Source organism: Butyrivibrio proteoclasticus P6B7, from assembly GCF_000622085.1.
Classification (GTDB): domain Bacteria; phylum Bacillota; class Clostridia; order Lachnospirales; family Lachnospiraceae; genus Butyrivibrio; species Butyrivibrio proteoclasticus_A.
The window spans coordinates 107,229-124,906 of sequence record NZ_JHWL01000002.1 but is presented as its reverse complement, the minus strand read 5'-3'; the positions used below and the strand labels follow the sequence as shown (position 1 = coordinate 124,906).

The following is a 17,678-nucleotide window of genomic DNA, read 5'->3' as shown; positions in this document are numbered from 1 at the left end:
ATCTGATGATAAAACAATAGGTGGTGATTTATTTATTTTCTAAATGAAAGGACAAATTATGCCTGATTTTCATTCACTGGAAGGAACAATTCCTGTCGCTCCACTTAATCTTATCGTAATGGAGTCTGCCAAGGAGCTTGGCGATAGCGTTAACCGTTACATTTCCCAGTTTAGACACGAGCTTTACAGCATGCCTGACAATGACCCTGCTTTCCACGGTTATGTTAAGGATAATTACGAGATTAAATTCTCCTTAGACCGCTTTGGTAGCGGAGAAGCTAAGGCTTCCATCAGTCAGAGTGTTCGTGGTAACGACGTTTACATTATTACTGATGTTTGTAACTACAGCATCACTTACAAGATGTACAACTACGTCAATCACAAGTCTCCTGATGATCATTATCAGGATCTTAAGCGTGTTATCGGCGCTATCACAGGTAAGGCCAAGAGAATCAACGTAATCATGCCATTCCTTTACGACGGCAGACAGCACAAGAGAAACGGCATGGAATCCCTTGACGCAGCTCAGATGTTTAAAGAGCTCTATGATATGGGTATCTCCAATTTCATTACCTTTGATGCCCACGATCCAAGGATTTCTAATTCCAAGCCTCTTGGAGGATTTGATAACTTCCTTGCTTCCTACCAGTTTATGAAGGCTCTTTTATCTCATATTGATGATCTTGTAGTAGACAAGGACCACCTTACTGTTATCTCACCTGATGAGGGTGCTTTGGACAGAGCTGTGTACTTTGCCAACGTTATCGGCGCTGATACCGGTATGTTCTACAAGAGACGTGACTACGCTCACATCGTTAACGGAACTAACCCAATCGTTGCTCACGAATTCCTTGGTTCAGATATTTCTGGAAGAGACGTTATCATCATCGATGACATGATCTCCTCTGGCTCAAGTATGATCGATACAGCCAAGCAGCTTAAGAACATGGGTGCTAAGCGAGTATTTATCTGTACAACATTTGGTCTTTTCACAGATGGTATGACGAAGTTTGATGAAGGTTATGAGAAGGGCTACTTTGACGCTGTTATCACCACTAACCTTACCTACATGAATGATGACGTATTATCAAGAAAGTATATCTTCATTGCTGATATGGGTAAATTCCTTGCAACCATCATCGATTTCCTTAACCATGACGCTTCTATGTCAACGGTTAATATGCCAACTGAGAAGATCCGTGAGATCGTTGGCAGATACAATTCAGGCTGCAAGACTCCTGAGGAGTTATTCGACTGATACAGTTCTTTTTATAGCAAATAAATGGGACGCTTCAATAATTGAGGCGTCCCTTTTTGTTGTCCATTATGTTGTAGTCAAATCCAGTTACGTGATCATTCAGTTCTTTCCAAGGCGTCAAAGGAAATAATAACCTTAAACAGGTCTCCATCAAGCTTTATCTCAAAGTCTCCGCCCTGAGCCACAGTGAGGTTCTTGGCAATAGAAAGTCCAAGGCCGCTTCCCTCTGTGGTTCTTGACTGATCTCCTCTTATAAATCTCTCTGTAAGCTCCTCTGCATCGATATTAAGCTCAGAGGCTGATATGTTCTTGATCGAAAAGACAACCTTTTTATTGCCATCCTTTCCATCTGCAAGACGCATATCCATATATACTCTGGTGCCGCTTAAAGCGTATTTACATACGTTATTAACTAGGTTCTCAAGTACTCTCCAAAGGTGCCTTGCATCGGCATTTATCACCATCACATCCATTTCAGGCTTAAAGATTGGCTGTAAAGAGCTCTTTTCAAACTTCTCATAGAATTCGCCGATTGTCTGATTAACCAGCTCTACGAAGTTGATCCTTGTAAGGGTGATACTGATATTGCCTGAACTTATCTTGGAAACTTCCACCAGGTCCTCTGTGAGCTGCTTAAGCTTCTGGCTCTTAATATCCAGGATATTCAGGTACTCTTTTACCCTTTCATTATCAATGTCCTCTCTCTTCATAAGGTCCACATAGTTGATAATGGAGGTAAGCGGAGTCTTAATATCATGGGATACGTTAGTGATAAGGTCAGCCTTAAGCTTCTCATCCTTCATGCTGACATTAACTGCTTCATCTATGCCTTCTCCGATGGAGTTAACGGCATCTGCAAGGGCAATATTGTCAGAATGAAGCTCGCTGATGTCTACCTTGGCCTTAACGTCACCATTTTTGATATTCTCGATCACATGGATTATCTTTTCCCTGTCCATGTTCTGACGGTAGAGATATATTCCCACAAGAATATCAATGAATATGGCTATTATCATGCCGGAAAGTCCAAGCTTTAATAACAGGATATTAAGTGCAAGGAATGCCACGTATGGGATCCAGGTCCTTATAATAACATTGCCGTTATCTGTGGTATTAACAATTATATTCTTGGAGAAAAGAGCTATCTTTCTTACGAAGCTGTCCTTCCAGATGCTCTTATTCTTTGCTTTGCTATAAAGTCCAAAGATAATCTCCAAAAATCCAATGTCAGCCACAAACAGGCTAAGACCTGCGATAAACGGAAAGGCTTTAAGCTGGGTATATTTGGCAATTCCTGTATTCATAAGCATTATTATGATCATATTGACGATCACAGGAATAGCCATTATAAGAAGGCCCCAAAGGACAATTCCCTCGGTGTACTTATTCTTTTTTGTTACGGTCTCAGGAGCATTTACAAGCTTAAGATTGATTGTCATTAGAACTATGTAGATGATACCTGCAAATGCGCAGAGAATTATCAGCTGAGTTCTATATGGCATGTACTTGGAAAAGCTCTGTTTACCCTGGGTAAAATCATCTGTACATGGGTAATTAACTGTATCTACTGCCACGTAAACCTTAATCTGATCAGGATAAGCATAGCTGTAGTTCTTGATAAGGCTTCTTACAACAGATTCTGAAATGCGGGTATTGGTGTCATACTCAAGATCATAGGGGCAATAATACATGTATTTGCCATATTCCATGAATATAGACTTGATATCAACACCTGTTGTCTCGCCCTTTAAGCTGTCAACGTTGGTATAGACATCTGTTCTTCCGTTGATAGTTCTGGTGATATAATATCTTAGATTACTATTCTGATAGCTATAGTATGGAATCAGAGTTCCATAGTCTTCGAAGCTATTTGCTAAGGTGTTAGCCGCCTCCTCAATGTAGCTGCAAAGAGTATTGTACTCCTCCCAGTTAGAGACGATATCTTCTACGTTCTTACCATCAATTGTCTGATACCTGGAGATAAGAACAGTATGCTCTCCCCCAGCAGTTGAGGAATTTCCGGAAATAGTGAAGGTACTACTGTTATTATCAAGCTGGGAGCTAAGATATGAATTCATTCCCCCAGATACCAGGTTATTATCAAGATGTGTATAGGTAGTGTAATGGCTTAAGAAATTAGCTGTGTCTGTTTCGCTAAAATTTCTTTTCTCATACTGGAATCCACTCTGGGACCATTTAAGAAGGTCAGACAGACTGTACTTAGCAGTAATATAGTCTCCAGGAAGCGTTGTGCCACGGTTAACAAAGGCTGTAACGTCCACAACCTTATCTCCGTCATATTCTCCTGCTGTTTCCAGCTGAGTTCTCTCAGCCACCAGTTTAAATACATCTGACAGATTATTACCAAATATGTTGTTAAAAAGATATGAATCCTCATAGGTTCTGTTCCTGTCAGATTCATACAGGTTGTAGGAATAATCATTTCTTGCCGTGGAAATAACAATGCTTGTTCCAGCAAAGGCAAAGGTCAGACCAAAGGCAATAAATGCCATTAAAAGGTGCTGAAGAATTTTAAAAGTAATCCTTTTCATGTTCAAATATCCTCGATTTTGTAGCCGACACCCCAAACCACCTTAAGATACTTAGGATCCTTAGGGTTAATCTCTATCTTCTCTCTAATATGTCTTATGTGAACAGAAATGGTATTATCTACTCTTACAGCTGAGTCGCGCCAGATTTTCTCATAGATCTGGTTAATGGAAAAGACCTTACCCTTATTCTTAACAAGAAAAGAAATAATACTATACTCAATAGGTGTAAGCCTTACAGGCGCACCGTCAACAAAGCACTCCTTGGAATTATCATCAATTACAAGGCCGCCTGTTGAGTAGATATTCTCATTCTCTTCTCTGCTTCCAAGAGCCATGTATCTGCGAAGATTAGACTTAACTCTTGCAACCAGCTCAAGTGGGTTAAAGGGCTTGGTAACATAGTCATCTGCACCGATGTTAAGGCCCAGGATCTTGTCAGCATCCTCGGATTTGGCTGACAGGAAGATAACAGGAATTGTGCTGAATTTCCTAAGCTCTTTTACCATATGAATACCATCCAGCTTAGGCATCATAATATCAACGATTGCCAGCTGAATCTTACATGACCTTAGTTTCTCAAGACCTTCTTCACCGTCATAGGCTTTGTAAACTCTGATTCCTTCCTGTTCAAGATAGATCTCAATGGCTTCAACTATCTCTTTATCGTCATCACAAACAAGTACGTTTTCCATTTTTCCCTCACATTCTATTCACTAATACTATTAAATCAAATAAATCTTAAGATTTACCATCGAAATTTCTTAAGATTTCTTAAGAAATTGACGTTTATCCGCATACTATTCCTTCAAAGCCAGAAATGCTGCAAGATTGCCGCGATTCTCATGATGTATACGATGAGAAAATAAAAGCTCTGGATTACATCTGGTACATATGTCAGTTACTATTATGTTTTCTTCTTTTACGCCGCTTTTTACAAGAGATAGCTTAATAGCATTCCAAAGATACAATCTGTATTTATGCTCAGGATATTTGATAAGTATCTTATTATCCTCAAGCTCTTTACTTGTGTAGCTTTCGCTAAATTCATCTGCCACATCACTGCCTATTTCATAGCAGGGGCCACATATTGATGGGCCAATGGCACAGATAAGGTCCTTGGGGTCTGTTCCATAATTCTTTGTCATGGCTTCAATGGTAACCTTGGAAATCTGACCCTTGGTGCCCTTCCAGCCTGAGTGGGATAAGCCGATAGCTCTTTTTACAGGATCAACGAAATATACAGGCGGGCAATCTGCATGGAAGGTGGAAAGGATAATTCCAGGCACGTTGGTAACAAGTCCGTCCACGTCTGTATAATCTCTCTGAATATATGGGCCCTTTCCTCTATCTTCCTCAGTTACAACCCTCACGTTGGTGGTGTGGGTCTGAAAGGTAGATACGAAGTCATTAAGCTTTTTGCCGTGGCCCAGAGCCTCTGAAATACGCTTGTAGTTCTCATCCACAGCCTCTTTGTCATCACCCCTTGTATAGCTTAGGTTACAGGTCGAATAATAGCCCTTACTTACGCCTCCAAGCCTTGTACTAAACAGATGGTCAACTATTCCCAGTTCTTCTATTCTTGGGAAAACCAGATAATAAAGCTCTCCCTTGTTTCTAAGTTCCATGGTTCTTTCAAGACCAGTTCTTTTAATGTTTATGTCCATATTCTTATCTTCCAATCTGATATCAGTTCATAATACGAGCCACAAATGCCCATAAAATGATTATATCCAATGCTTTTATGAATAATCAAATGCGTTTTTAATCCATCTTATCGTTGTAGCCGATTCTTCGTTTGAAATAGCTATAACATCGTATCGAATGGGTGTATCTTCGGAGATATTCCGAAAAGAGAGGTAAAACCTAGAAATCTTACAGATCTGTCTTATCTTAGCAAATGATACAGCGGCCAAAGGACCGCCGTATCTATTGTCTTTCCTATACTTAACTTCTATAAAGCAAATATAGCCTTCGTCCTGGGCAATAATATCAATCTCGCCCTGACGTAATCTAAAGTTCCTTTCAAGAATCCTGCCCTTGTTCTTAACTATATAGTCGCAGGCAAGATCCTCATAAAAAGAACCGGATATTCTTTTGTTCATATATTACTTCCAAAGGCTGTTATCATCCTGATATACTGAGCTGTCAAAGTGCTGATCCTCTGGATCCTTCTTAGCTTCAGGACTGATTGAATCTTCGTTTGTCATGTTCTCAATACTAACGCCTGAGAACTGTCCGCCATTAGGATTAGCTGCAGGTGCTGCTGGCTGAACCGGTGTCTGATTAACTGGCTGAGCTGGCTGTACTGGCTGCTGGTAAACTGGCTGTGCTGGCTGTACTGGCTGCTGATACACTGGCTGTACTGGCTGCTGGTAAACTGGCTGGCCCTGCATCTGTCTGTTTACCTGATTGTAACCACCTGCTGTATATGGGTTAGATGCATATGACTGACCATAAGTTGGGTATCCATAAATTGGAGCTCCACTTGGATCATATCCCATAATAATCTTCTTAGGGCACTCACCGTACTTATTATCAAAGTACTGAGAATCTTGACAAAGGAAAATCAGAAGAATGATATCAATAACAAGAGCTGCCAAAGCTAACAGCATAATTATAATAATAAGGAATCCCAATCCCGCAAGAGCCGCATCATCTGGCTCGTAGTCATATCCCTTAGCTACAGTCGCAATAACAAGTGAGAAACAGCTAACGATCATAATGATTGCAAGAACCATGATGGCAACATCCATTATGAATTTAACAAGTGCAAGAGCACCAGATCTACCTGTATCATGAAGTCTTCTAACCATTACTGCGTACTGAGGAAGTGTAAGAAGAAGTCCTAACAGATACTGGATTCCATAAACACCAAGAATTGAGAAATTGAAATCTCCATAGGAATCAACCCATTGCATACTCATTGCTGATGTAGCAAACGAGGTTATCATATTAAGCGCTAATGAGCATACATAACAGAATAAAAAGAAAAACCAAAACTCAGATCTTCTGGCTCTCCCCTTAAAATTGGCATAATTAGAAAAACAACTCTTTATAGCCTGACCAAAATTCATTTAAATACTCCTCCTTAAATCTATCGGCTTCGATCCTTGGCCTTAATCTTGTCCATAGCATCAACAAATACAAGAATCTCAGCAACCACCTCATAAAGCTCAGGTGGAATCATCTCCCCTATCTCTAATCTGGACAAAGTGTCGGCCAGCTTGTCATCTTCATGAATGGGAATGTCATTTTCCTTGGCCTGTTCAATGATCTTCTCAGCCAAAACTCCCTTTCCTGAAGCTATGACCCTTGGCGCTCCATCTTCATTAGGATCATATGAAAGCGCCACAGCGGTTTTTATTTTATCACGTTTGTTACTATCCATCTACACCTTCTTTAAATAAATTAAGTTAAGTTAAATACTTTTTATGCTCTGGCATCAAAGGATGTGGTAGAAAGTATGGGCATTTTAGTCACATCAAACATCTCATCTACAGCTGCATCCTTTGAAGAAAAATCATCAAGAAGCTTCATGGTAACCTGCATAGTGTATCCTCTTTTACTGAGCCTTTCGTTGAGAATATCAATATTGTCATTGATAAGATCAAGGATTGAGTCATCTGCTACATAAAAGTTCGTGGTGACCTTTTTATCCAGCATCTTAACATATACATCAAGAGGTCCCAAATGCTCCATATCAAGGTGAAGAACCGCACTAACTGAACCATCCTCACTCATCTTCTTGTTCTTATTGCGATAAACGTATAGATCGCCGTGGGTGTTCTGTCCAGCCATCATTAGCGGAAGCTGTACATACTGGAACATCTGATTTATCTGATTCATGAAATCCAGGTTGTTCTGAAGATTATTAACCGCCTGAGAAACCTTGGTCCCGGCCAGTCCACTTTCCTGGATCATATTAGACAGATTTTTTACCTGATTATTGATCCTCTGATAGAGATGATCAACATTCTCCTTCTCTGTGACATCCTCTGGCTTTATAAGCCACTGGGAGGAAATCTTATCCTTTAAGAGGTTTTTAAAGGTATCATCGGAAAAGACATTCTTCCAGGCATTAACTTCGCTCTTATTAGATAGATCCGCCTTTTCAAAGGCTTTGTTAAGCTCATTTAAAAGATCTGTCTCTGAAAACTTACCCTGCTGTGCTTTATCCATAAGGCTGTTTATATCATTATCACTAAAGCCTACATTTCTAAGCTTATCACCAAATTCTTTAATAGAGTTGTTAAAAGAGCTGTCTCCCTGTCCCTTATCCTGAACGCCTTCTTTAAGCTTTTCTCCTTCACTTAATTCTTGAAGAAGTTTTAAGGCATTATCTTTAGCTGATTCAGGTGCCTGCTTGGAATCATCAATGGCCTCTTTTGCCGCCGCTTCGCCCTTTGCTGCTTCATTAGGTTCTTTACTTACCAGCTCAGTATTCTCTGCTTCAAGAGCTAACGCAGCTTCTTTTTCAGCGCCTTCGCCGGAAGTAACCATCTTAAGAACAGAACCATAGATATTTACAGCTTTTGCAGTTTCGCCATTTTCCATAAGAGTATCAAGAGCCTTTGGAAGCTCCTCTACAACCTCCTCAAGTTCCCCAAGAACCTGATGCTCATAGTTCTTGTAGCTCTCATACTGAACGATGTTTTTGTCATTAATTGGAATATTAAGGCTTTTCATTTCAACCAATGTAGTAATGTCCGCATCAGCATATGTACTGGCAGTCTTAGCCATATCCTGTAAAGAGTCTTTGTCGATTGGAAGGTTGTGCTCCATCATCTCTTTTACAAGCTGGATATTCTTATCATTAACCTCAATGCCTGCAGCATTAAGGGCCTTAATTGTACTTTGTAAAGTGGAAGTATTTTCCAAAAGCGGAAGAAGAGTCACTCCATTTCTTGAAGTTCCTCTAATAGAAAAGCTCAGGGTCTGCCCCTCTCTAAGCCCCATGCCATCTGTAAGCTTAGCAGAAATCACGGCATCCCCAATATTGATATTAGCTATTTTACCCTCTTCAGTGTCGGAAACGGACATAATGGTCCCTTTGATAACAGAACCCCTCTTAAGCTCAATTGCCACCGGCTCTTTGCCGGAGCTTTCAAGGTATCTGCCATCAACCTGGACCATATTTGATTGTGAGACGTTTCCAACACCACTCATACGAAGTTACCTATAAAAGATCTTCTGTGAATCTCACAAGGGCCATATTTCTTGATTGCAGCTATGTGATCAGCACTTCCATAGCCTTTATTAGATGCGAAGCCGTATTCAGGATACTGAGTATCCAGTTCTTTCATAACTCTGTCTCGAGTAACCTTGGCAATAATACTGGCAGCCGCGATGGATACACTCTTGGCGTCTCCCTTAATTATTGAAACCTGCTTGTACTCTTCAAGAAGCGGGATATGAACCGCATCAATCAAAAGACCATCAGGCTTAACGCTGAGGCTATTAACTGCCATTGCCATAGCTTCATAGGTTGCATTAAGTATATTTATCTCATCGATTCGTGTGTGAGAAGAATGGCCAATTCCAACAGCCACAGCCTTTTCCATGATCACATCATAAAGCTCTTCTCTCTTTTTTTCGGATAATTTCTTAGAATCATTTAGATATAGGATATCGCAGTCCTTGGGAAGTATAACTGCCGCTGCATAGACAGGTCCTGCTAAAGGACCTCTTCCAACCTCATCGATACCGCAAAGGAGTCCCAGATCGCCGTACTCCTTCTCATATTTCTTCATTGTTTCGATACGCTCTTTTTCTTTTAAAAGAGCTTCATGCTTTTTGGCGGCAGTAGCTATAAGCTTCTGAACACCCGCTCTTTGATCTTCCTGATATTCCCTGATAAAAGCCTCGAAATTATTGACTTTAACTGCCTCTTCCAGTCTTTCCTTAATAAATGCTATGCTTTCCATTATCTGATGCCTCCAAAACTGTCAAAGGGGAATATGCGAATAAATGCCTTACCTATGATGTCTTCTTTCTGAACATTACCTACAGAAGGATCTCTACTGTCCATACTGTGGTTTCTGTTATCACCCATAACGAAGTATTCATCCTCGCCCAAAGTGATCTCTTCTATGGCTCTACCAGGTTCAAGAATGACCTCTGCGCCATAATTCTCACTAAGAACCTGACCATTGATATAAATATTACCGCTTTCATCGATCCTTACTGTCTCTCCAGGAAGACCGATGACACGCTTGATGAAATACTGCTTATTGCCGTATTTGTATGGGAAAATAACTATATCAAATCGCTTGGGATCTGAAAATCTGTAGGATAATTTATCTACTAAAAGAGAATCCTCGTTATGAAGGGTTGGCTCCATAGAAGAGCCACTAACCTCCGTACGCTGAGCTATAAACGTAATAAAAAGAAATGTAAGCACGAAGATACATGCCAGATATACTATAGTGTTAAATATTTCCTTCAATACTTTTTTCATGTTTTACCCATTTCCGCACCAGGTGCTTTAATTTGGTCTTTCTAATGAAAGCTTCCCCAATCTTCCATTTCTAAAATCATCAAGAAGTAATGCTGCAGCCCTATCAATATCAGGAACACCGCCTTGTTTAAAGCACTTTCTATTAAGGGCAATAGCAGAAAGGTAAGCACTAAGCTCAGTAGCATACTGCTCCTCTGCCAGCTCCTGAAGCTGTTCGTTAGTTATATTATACTTCTCTAAAATAGCATTTGGATAATCAATTTTAAGAATCTTGATAAGTTCGCAGGCAAGCTCTGTCTGATCAAGATTCTCATCATTCATAGATCCAATAAGTGCAAGATGAAGACCAACTGTTTCATCCTCAAATTTAGGCCAAAGAATACCAGGAGTATCTAGTAACTGCATGTTCTTAGAAAGGGCGATCCACTGTTTACCCTTAGTAACACCAGGCTTATTACCTGTCTTGGCAGAAGCCTTTCCAGCAAGCTTATTGATAAATGTGGACTTACCAACGTTAGGGATACCTGCAACCATGGCTCTGATAGGTCTTCCAACGATTCCTCTCTTTTTATCCTTTTCAATCTTTTCAGCACAGGCACTCTGAACAAGGTCTTTAACCTTTCCAGCCTCATTACCTGTCTTAGAATTCATCTCGCAGACAAAATAGCCCTGATTCTTGTAATACTCATGCCACTTCTTGGTAACTGAAGGATCAGCAAGATCAGCCTTATTAAGCACAATAAGTCTGAACTTATTCTTACCAAGCTCATCTATATCAGGGTTACGTCCTGATGCTGGAATTCTGGCATCAGTCAGCTCGATTATAATGTCGATCAGCTTGATGTTCTCCTGCATCATTCTTATCGCTTTGGTCATATGACCTGGGTACCACTGAAAATTCATAATTTATACCAAACCTTACCTATCATCATCTTGGTAGTGATAATTCCAATATTGGCGCTTCTGGAATCCTCACTACTGTTTCTGTTATCACCAAGTACAAAGTACTCACCGCTACCAAGCTTTATTTCATTGACAGCTATCCCTGCATCTTCCATTTTATCATAGTTTGCGTTATCATCGTCGGCTAATGTTCCATTTACATACAATGATCCATCTATGATCTGGACAGTATCACCAGGCTCTGCCACAACTCTCTTAACATAATAATGTGAATTAGTATTACCATTTGGTAAAAAAACTATCACATCCCCCTTAGATGGTCCTCCAATCTTATAGACCAGTCTATTGACCAGTACACTCTGTCCATTGGAATAAGAAGGCTCCATAGAATCACCGATAACCTTCACCTGCATTCCAAAGGATGTAACGAAAACAAATGCCAGAAAAATAGCAAGCACAGTCACAAATGCCCATGACATTATTTCTCTGACAAGTTTAGATGTAATTCTCTTTTTCTTTTGATAAAATGTGTATCTCTTTCTTCTGCGAAACATGGCCCCTCCACCAAAAGCTTTATTTAGAGAAAAAGAGGCAATTACTAAAAAGTAACTGCCTCTTTTAAAAACAAATTATCTGGTAACAAGTTCCTTAACCTTAGCCTTCTTACCTGTAAGACCCTTAAGGTAGTTAAGCTTAGCTCTTCTAACCTTACCTCTTCTAACAACCTCTACCTTCTCAACGATAGGTGAGTGAAGTGGCCAAGTCTTCTCAACGCCAACACCGTAAGACTCTTTTCTTACTGTGAAAGTTGTACGGTTGCTGCCGCCCTGAATCTTCTTAACAGTTCCCTCGAAAACCTGAACTCTCTCACGGTTTCCTTCCTTGATCTTAGCGTGAACTCTAACTGTGTCACCTGTGTTGAACTGAGGTGCGTTAGCATTCAGCTGCTCTTTCTCGAGCTCTTCGATAATTGTACTCATATCTTTTCTCCTATCTCTGGGACGTTCTTAATACACAAATTCTGTAACAGAGGACCGTCTGATTATCACAACGCATTTTAATATAACATATATCCTTGTGACAAGTCAAGACAAAAGATCATTTGGACCAAATCTGTCCGGTAAACTCTCAGGCAAAGTATACTTACGATATTCAGTTTCAGATTTAGCGCATATTACAATGAAGTCATTGTCACAGAACTCGCTCATTACCTGTCTGCACACTCCACATGGAGGGCAAAACTCAAGCTCTGCGGCGTCTTCTGGGCCTCCTACAATAGCAATTGCTTTAAATTCCTTGACTCCTTCAGATACTGCCTTAAAAAAGGCAGTTCTTTCGGCACAGTTTGTTGGAGTATATGCTGCATTCTCAATATTACAGCCTGTATAGATCTTACCGTTCTTAGCAAGAAGCGCTGCTCCAACCTTAAACTTGGAATATGGAGTATAAGAAAAAGCTCTCATATCCAGTGCTTTTCTAATAAGCTCTTTAATTAAACTCTCATCCATTACAAATTACCTTGATCCCTTATCGTATGGAATTCCTTCAGCCTTAGGAGCTCTTGAATTAGCTGATGTAAATGCAAGAACTATAAGTGAAATAATGTAAGGCATCATGTTGTAGACTGAACCAGGAATATTAAGCGTGGTCAGGAAATCAAATCCTGAATATACATTGGAAAGAGCTCTGAAGAATCCGAATAAAAGAGCTGCAAGTCCAATATTAACTGGCTTCCACTGACCAAAGATCATAACAGCCAGAGCAAGGAAACCAAAGCCTGCTACACCATTTTCAAATTTCCACTCTCCAACACCGGCTGTGATATATACGATACCACCAAGTCCGGCCAAAAGTCCTGAAATAAGTACGCCAGCCCAACGCATTGTATAAACATTAATACCAACGCTATCTGCAGCCTGTGGATGCTCACCGCAGGCCATAAGTCTAAGACCAAATTTAGTCTTATAAAGTACTACATAAGATGCAATAAGTGCAAGTACAGCCACAAGCATAAACCAGTTAAACTGGAAAGAACCAAAATTAACAACAAGAGCCTTTTTGGTTGCAACATACTGTACTGTTGAAGATACATTGTTAGGATCCTCTGCTACGTTAATTGACTTGGCAATAATAGAAGCAAGTGCTGTAGCCAGGATATTAAGGGCAGTTCCAATAAGTGTCTGATCAGCCTTAAAGTTAATGCAGGCAAATGCAAGAAGCATAGAATAAACCATACCAACAGCAATAGCCACAAGCATTACTGAAACAATGATCAAAAACTTAGGAGTTGAAGGAGAAATATATTTAAGAGTAAGAGCTCCGCCCAATGCTCCCATAACCATTATTCCCTCAAGACCAAGGTTGATTACTCCGGAGTGCTCTGAAAAGCAGCCGCCAAGAGCAACCAGGGTTAAAACAGATGCAAATAATAAGGTATACTGAAGAAGAAGTATCATTCTTTCTTACCTCCTTCCTCGTTTTCGTCTTTATTGTCTTTGTTTTCTGGTGGATAGCCTAATTTGCTAACCTTCTCATTAAGCTTTCTGTTAACTATGAATTTAACAATAAATGCAAATCCGCAGAGGTAGATAATGATTGAAGAGATAAGATCTGCAATCTGTGCAGGATATATCTGCTTATCAAGATGAGCTCCACCACTGGTAATATGCTGAATAAAGTATGAAGCAAAAATGGTTCCGATAGGATCAAGACCACCAAGGAATGTAGCAGCAATACCATTGAATCCCATGCTAGGAACTGATGACTGTGTAACCTCCCACTGCTCATAGCCTGTAAGGTAAAGGAATGCTGCACCTGCACCAGCCAGTGCGCCACCAATAAACAGTGTAAGGATGATATTTTTCTTTTCTTTCATTCCGCTGTACTTAGCAGCATCCTTAGAAAGACCTGTTGCTTTGATTTCATAACCAAATACAGTCTTGCTAAGAACAATCTTAAGTACGATAGCTACGATAAGAGCAAGAGGAATTGCAATAGTTACATACTTGTTATTGGAAAAGAGCTTTTCAAGTCCAAGTGAAGGAATGATAGCAGCCTTGTTAGTGCTTGCAAGTGTCATTGTATATGGGCTTGCTGTCTCTTTAACCTTAGCAAGAAGCATGTTAACTGAGTAAAGTCCCATCCAGTTAAGCATGATTCCTGAAATAACCTCATTAACATTAAGGTAAGCCTTAAGGAAACCAACAATGATACCAAAAATTCCGCCGGCAATAATAGCAGCCAAAAGGCAGAGATACCAAGGAAGTTTAAAGGAAAGTGCACAGAAAAGGCACGCTCCTGCTCCAGCTACATACTGTCCAGCTGCACCGATATTGAAAAGACCTGTCTGGTAACAGAACTGAATAGAAAGGGCACACATAAGAAGTGGCGCAGCCTTTACCAGTGTATTACCGAAGTACTTCTTAGCTGTAGCTGGTGATGAATAGTTAAGGAAGTTCTTCAGGATAGATAAAATTGCATCATTAGCTCCCTTACTATTGATTAAAAGAAGAACAATATATCCAATCAAAAGACCAATTACTATACAAACGATAGAAGCCAGGAATGATTGAACTGCAGAATTCGCTAAAAAGCTCTTTTTAGGTGTATTTGTGTTTTTGTTAGCGCTCATTATGCACCAATCTCCTTTCTCTTGGCTCCAGCCATGTAAAGACCAAGCTCTTCTGTTGTAACTTCTTTAGGATTGAATTCTCCAACAATCTCACCCTCGTACATAACAAGGATTCTGTCGGAAATACTCATTACTTCTTCAAGCTCGAGAGATACAAGTAAAACTCCATGACCAGCGTCTCTCTGAGCAATAAGTTCTTTGTGAATAAACTCGATGGCTCCTACATCAAGTCCACGTGTAGGCTGAACTGCAATAAGAAGATCCGGATTCTTATCAAGCTCTCTGGCAATAATTGCCTTCTGCTGATTACCACCTGACATACTTCTAGCTATTGTTGTAGCTCCCTGACCAGATCTTACATCAAATCTGTCGATTAGCTTGTTAGCATAGTCAAGAATCGCATCCTTTTTAAGGAAGCCCTTATTGCTAAATTCTGGTTCAAAATATCTCTGAAGCACAAGGTTATATGCCAAAGAGTAATCAAGAACAAGACCGTGCTTATGTCTATCCTCTGGAATATGGCTCATTCCACTGGTAGAACGCTCTCTGATAGAAGCAGTTGTAATATCCTTGCCCTTAAGAGTGATCTTACCGCTTGAAATATTTTCAAGTCCTGATAAGCCGTAAACCAGCTCAGTCTGACCATTTCCATCAATACCAGCAATACATACAATCTCGCCTGCTCTTACATCGAAGGAAACATTCTTAACTGCATTATTCTTATGAAGTTTGGAAGGAACTGTCATATTCTCCACATGAAGAATAACATCGCCTGGAGTCTTATCTTCCTTGGAAGCAACCAGCTGAACGTCACGTCCTACCATCATTCGGCTAAGCTCTTCCTGAGTAGTATCTGCAATATCAACAGTACCGATATACTTACCTCTTCTAAGAACAGAGCATCTGTCAGCTACAGACATGATCTCAGCAAGCTTATGAGAAATAAACAAAATTGATTTACCCTCTTTAGAAAGGTTCTTCATAATTTCCATAAGCTCATCAATTTCTGCAGGAGTAAGAACCGCTGTTGGCTCATCGAAAATAAGAATATCATTATCTCTATAAAGCATCTTGAGAATCTCAGTTCTCTGCTGCATACCAACAGTGATATCCTCAATCTTGGCGTCTGGATCAACCTTAAGTCCATATTTCTCAGAAAGAGCAAGAACCTTCTTACGAGCCTCGTCTTTCTTAAGAAGACCGCACTTTGTAGTCTCCACACCAAGGATAATATTATCAAGAACAGTAAAGCACTGAACAAGCTTAAAATGCTGATGAACCATACCAATTCCAAGATCATTAGCATCATTAGGATTGTTGATCTTTACTTCCTTTCCGTCCTTTTTGATAATACCCTCTTCAGCCTGATAAAGGCCAAAAAGAACACTCATAAGCGTAGATTTTCCTGCACCATTTTCTCCAAGAAGTGCATGAATTTCACCCTTTTTGAGCTGAATAGTAACATTATCATTCGCTACAATACCAGGAAAGCGTTTGGTAATATTTAGCATCTCAATTGCATACTGGGTATTCTCTGCCAATTTCTTTTCCTCCAACGATTATTACTCCATATCTATATGGTAAAAAGGACCGGTAGACTATGAATCTGCCGGTCCCTGTGAAATTATAAAGTAAATTGATTACTTAATATTTCCCTGGAAAACAACCTTGATGTTCTCAGCAGTTGGCTCATCAGCTGATGTATCATTAGATACTGTTACAGCACCGCTTGCCATATCAGCAACAAGCTTCTTGTAATCATCAACTGTGAAATCCTCTGTCCAAAGTGTTGAATCCTCTGGAAGACCTACGTAGTTAAGTGATAAATCATCACCTGATACGATACCAAGGTTTAAGATCTGTCCAGCGTAGTTATCCCACTCGCCATCTCTGATAGCTGAAAGAAGTGTGTTAACTGTAGCCTTAAGTCCCTTCATAGCTGAAGTAACTGTCATGCCATCGCCGTACTGTCCATCGATTGTAGCCTTCTGGTCAACGTCTACACCGATAACCTTGCCGCCTGTCTTAGAACCAGCCTCTGCAGCTGATGTCCAGATTCCGCCACCACAAGCGAATACTACTTCTGTTCCGTTCTGATACCATGTATCCATAACAGCTGTGATATCAGGATCGCCTGAGAACTGGTTACCATAAGCATAGTTAACTGTTACATCAACGCCAAGCTCAGCTGCTGCATCATCAGCACCCTGAACAAAGCCGTAACCATAACGGATAACAGCAGGAACTGCCATACCGCCAAGGAAACCGAGCTGTGTGTAGCCCATCTTTACAGCTGCATAACCAGCCATGTATCCAGGAAGCTCTTCCTGATAAATAGCACTAAAGAGGTTAGGCTGTGAATATGTGTCTGTACCAGCTGCTGTAGCAAGGTCGTACTCAGAAACATCAAGAGCAACGAACTTAACATCAGGATATGTCTCAACAGTCTCAACAATAGCCTCAGCGAAAGCATAACCAGGCATAACGATTACGTTATAACCATCTTCAACAGCTTTCTCGATCATAGCTACTCTACCAGCTGTTGTGTTGTCTTCTGGCTTGTAGTATGTGAATGTAGCGTTGTTCTTTTCTGACCAATCTGTGCAAGCCTCGTGTGTTGACTGGTTGAAAGACTGGTCTGTGATATCACCATAGTCTGTGATCATAGCGATCTTCATGTCTGAAGCATCAGCTGTCTCAGCATCCCCAGTTGTCTCTTCACCTTCTGTCTTTTCTTCTGTCTTTTCTTCAGTCTTCTCTTCTGTCTGTTCTGTTGGCTCACTTGTTGTAGGCTCAGCTGACTGTCCACAAGCTACAAGTGATGAAACCATAGTTGCAGCCATTAAAACTGCGATGAGTTTCTTTTTCATAATTTCC

At 40.3% G+C, this 17,678-nt stretch carries 18 protein-coding genes; 1 reads left to right on the top strand and 17 read right to left on the bottom strand.

Annotated features, from left to right (window positions below):
- The first annotated feature begins 58 nt into the window (after positions 1-58).
- Positions 59-1,258, top strand: a complete 1,200-nt coding sequence (locus tag T541_RS0102145; protein WP_026651136.1) for a ribose-phosphate pyrophosphokinase — start codon at positions 59-61, stop codon at positions 1,256-1,258.
- Positions 1,259-1,353: 95 nt separating this feature from the next.
- Here the strand turns inward: T541_RS0102145 and T541_RS20485 are convergent, their stop codons facing one another.
- The 17 genes from T541_RS20485 to T541_RS0102060 form a co-directional block, all read right to left on the bottom strand.
- Positions 1,354-3,810, bottom strand: coding sequence for a sensor histidine kinase (locus T541_RS20485; protein WP_026651135.1), 2,457 nt, complete (start codon positions 3,808-3,810; stop codon positions 1,354-1,356).
- A gap of 2 nt (positions 3,811-3,812) precedes the next feature.
- Positions 3,813-4,502, bottom strand: coding sequence for a response regulator transcription factor (locus T541_RS0102135; RefSeq protein ID WP_026651134.1), 690 nt, complete (start codon positions 4,500-4,502; stop codon positions 3,813-3,815).
- Between the two features lie 105 nt (positions 4,503-4,607).
- On the bottom strand, positions 4,608-5,474 hold the full coding sequence (gene pgeF / locus T541_RS0102130) for a peptidoglycan editing factor PgeF (protein ID WP_026651133.1): 867 nt from the start codon (positions 5,472-5,474) through the stop codon (positions 4,608-4,610).
- A 75-nt stretch (positions 5,475-5,549) separates the two neighbouring features.
- Positions 5,550-5,912 (bottom strand): YraN family protein, encoded by a 363-nt coding sequence (locus tag T541_RS0102125; protein WP_026651132.1) that lies wholly within the window; start codon positions 5,910-5,912, stop codon positions 5,550-5,552.
- A gap of 3 nt (positions 5,913-5,915) precedes the next feature.
- Positions 5,916-6,884 carry a DUF805 domain-containing protein gene (locus T541_RS20480; RefSeq protein ID WP_051538046.1) on the bottom strand — a complete coding sequence of 323 codons (969 nt, stop codon included), beginning with the start codon at positions 6,882-6,884 and terminating at the stop codon, positions 5,916-5,918.
- A gap of 20 nt (positions 6,885-6,904) precedes the next feature.
- The gene (locus T541_RS0102115) at positions 6,905-7,198 is read right to left on the bottom strand and encodes an EscU/YscU/HrcU family type III secretion system export apparatus switch protein (protein ID WP_026651131.1); all 294 of its coding nucleotides are present in this window, start codon (positions 7,196-7,198) and stop codon (positions 6,905-6,907) included.
- 41 nt (positions 7,199-7,239) lie between these two features.
- Positions 7,240-8,976, bottom strand: a complete 1,737-nt coding sequence (locus T541_RS0102110; RefSeq protein ID WP_026651130.1) for a flagellar hook-length control protein FliK — start codon at positions 8,974-8,976, stop codon at positions 7,240-7,242.
- Positions 8,973-9,734, bottom strand: a complete 762-nt coding sequence (locus T541_RS0102105) for a ribonuclease HII (RefSeq protein WP_026651129.1) — start codon at positions 9,732-9,734, stop codon at positions 8,973-8,975. The genes T541_RS0102110 and T541_RS0102105 overlap by 4 nt, the downstream gene beginning before the upstream one ends.
- The gene (gene lepB, locus T541_RS0102100) at positions 9,734-10,267 is read right to left on the bottom strand and encodes a signal peptidase I (protein WP_026651128.1); all 534 of its coding nucleotides are present in this window, start codon (positions 10,265-10,267) and stop codon (positions 9,734-9,736) included. Before lepB (T541_RS0102100) ends, T541_RS0102105 begins: the two co-directional genes overlap by 1 nt.
- Positions 10,268-10,294: 27 nt before the next feature.
- Positions 10,295-11,170, bottom strand: a complete 876-nt coding sequence (gene ylqF / locus T541_RS0102095) for a ribosome biogenesis GTPase YlqF (RefSeq protein WP_026651127.1) — start codon at positions 11,168-11,170, stop codon at positions 10,295-10,297.
- Positions 11,167-11,724: a signal peptidase I gene (lepB, locus tag T541_RS0102090; RefSeq protein WP_026651126.1), complete on the bottom strand. Its 558-nt coding sequence runs from the start codon at positions 11,722-11,724 to the stop codon at positions 11,167-11,169. Before lepB (T541_RS0102090) ends, ylqF begins: the two co-directional genes overlap by 4 nt.
- A gap of 75 nt (positions 11,725-11,799) precedes the next feature.
- Positions 11,800-12,150 (bottom strand): 50S ribosomal protein L19, encoded by a 351-nt coding sequence (gene rplS, locus T541_RS0102085; protein ID WP_026487880.1) that lies wholly within the window; start codon positions 12,148-12,150, stop codon positions 11,800-11,802.
- Positions 12,151-12,255: 105 nt separating this feature from the next.
- Positions 12,256-12,678, bottom strand: coding sequence for a cytidine deaminase (locus tag T541_RS0102080; protein WP_026651125.1), 423 nt, complete (start codon positions 12,676-12,678; stop codon positions 12,256-12,258).
- A gap of 6 nt (positions 12,679-12,684) precedes the next feature.
- Entirely contained in the window at positions 12,685-13,626 is a 942-nt protein-coding gene (locus tag T541_RS0102075; protein WP_026651124.1) for an ABC transporter permease, read from the bottom strand.
- A complete protein-coding gene (locus tag T541_RS18570) occupies positions 13,623-14,801 on the bottom strand; it encodes an ABC transporter permease (RefSeq protein WP_034465726.1) in 1,179 nt (392 codons plus the stop codon). Before T541_RS18570 ends, T541_RS0102075 begins: the two co-directional genes overlap by 4 nt.
- Positions 14,801-16,312: an ABC transporter ATP-binding protein gene (locus T541_RS0102065; protein WP_026651123.1), complete on the bottom strand. Its 1,512-nt coding sequence runs from the start codon at positions 16,310-16,312 to the stop codon at positions 14,801-14,803. Before T541_RS0102065 ends, T541_RS18570 begins: the two co-directional genes overlap by 1 nt.
- A 129-nt stretch (positions 16,313-16,441) precedes the next feature.
- Positions 16,442-17,671: a BMP family lipoprotein gene (locus tag T541_RS0102060; protein ID WP_026651122.1), complete on the bottom strand. Its 1,230-nt coding sequence runs from the start codon at positions 17,669-17,671 to the stop codon at positions 16,442-16,444.
- Between the last annotated feature and the right edge of the window lie 7 nt (positions 17,672-17,678).

Coding starts and splice junctions, on each gene's coding strand:
- T541_RS0102145 (WP_026651136.1), top strand. CDS start 59: ATGCCTGATTTTCATTCACTGGAAGGAACAATTCCTGTCGCTCCACTT.
- T541_RS20485 (WP_026651135.1), bottom strand. CDS start 3,810: ATGAAAAGGATTACTTTTAAAATTCTTCAGCACCTTTTAATGGCATTT.
- T541_RS0102135 (WP_026651134.1), bottom strand. CDS start 4,502: ATGGAAAACGTACTTGTTTGTGATGACGATAAAGAGATAGTTGAAGCC.
- pgeF (WP_026651133.1), bottom strand. CDS start 5,474: ATGGACATAAACATTAAAAGAACTGGTCTTGAAAGAACCATGGAACTT.
- T541_RS0102125 (WP_026651132.1), bottom strand. CDS start 5,912: ATGAACAAAAGAATATCCGGTTCTTTTTATGAGGATCTTGCCTGCGAC.
- T541_RS20480 (WP_051538046.1), bottom strand. CDS start 6,884: ATGAATTTTGGTCAGGCTATAAAGAGTTGTTTTTCTAATTATGCCAAT.
- T541_RS0102115 (WP_026651131.1), bottom strand. CDS start 7,198: ATGGATAGTAACAAACGTGATAAAATAAAAACCGCTGTGGCGCTTTCA.
- T541_RS0102110 (WP_026651130.1), bottom strand. CDS start 8,976: ATGAGTGGTGTTGGAAACGTCTCACAATCAAATATGGTCCAGGTTGAT.
- T541_RS0102105 (WP_026651129.1), bottom strand. CDS start 9,734: ATGGAAAGCATAGCATTTATTAAGGAAAGACTGGAAGAGGCAGTTAAA.
- lepB (WP_026651128.1), bottom strand. CDS start 10,267: ATGAAAAAAGTATTGAAGGAAATATTTAACACTATAGTATATCTGGCA.
- ylqF (WP_026651127.1), bottom strand. CDS start 11,170: ATGAATTTTCAGTGGTACCCAGGTCATATGACCAAAGCGATAAGAATG.
- lepB (WP_026651126.1), bottom strand. CDS start 11,724: ATGTTTCGCAGAAGAAAGAGATACACATTTTATCAAAAGAAAAAGAGA.
- rplS (WP_026487880.1), bottom strand. CDS start 12,150: ATGAGTACAATTATCGAAGAGCTCGAGAAAGAGCAGCTGAATGCTAAC.
- T541_RS0102080 (WP_026651125.1), bottom strand. CDS start 12,678: ATGGATGAGAGTTTAATTAAAGAGCTTATTAGAAAAGCACTGGATATG.
- T541_RS0102075 (WP_026651124.1), bottom strand. CDS start 13,626: ATGATACTTCTTCTTCAGTATACCTTATTATTTGCATCTGTTTTAACC.
- T541_RS18570 (WP_034465726.1), bottom strand. CDS start 14,801: ATGAGCGCTAACAAAAACACAAATACACCTAAAAAGAGCTTTTTAGCG.
- T541_RS0102065 (WP_026651123.1), bottom strand. CDS start 16,312: ATGCTAAATATTACCAAACGCTTTCCTGGTATTGTAGCGAATGATAAT.
- T541_RS0102060 (WP_026651122.1), bottom strand. CDS start 17,671: ATGAAAAAGAAACTCATCGCAGTTTTAATGGCTGCAACTATGGTTTCA.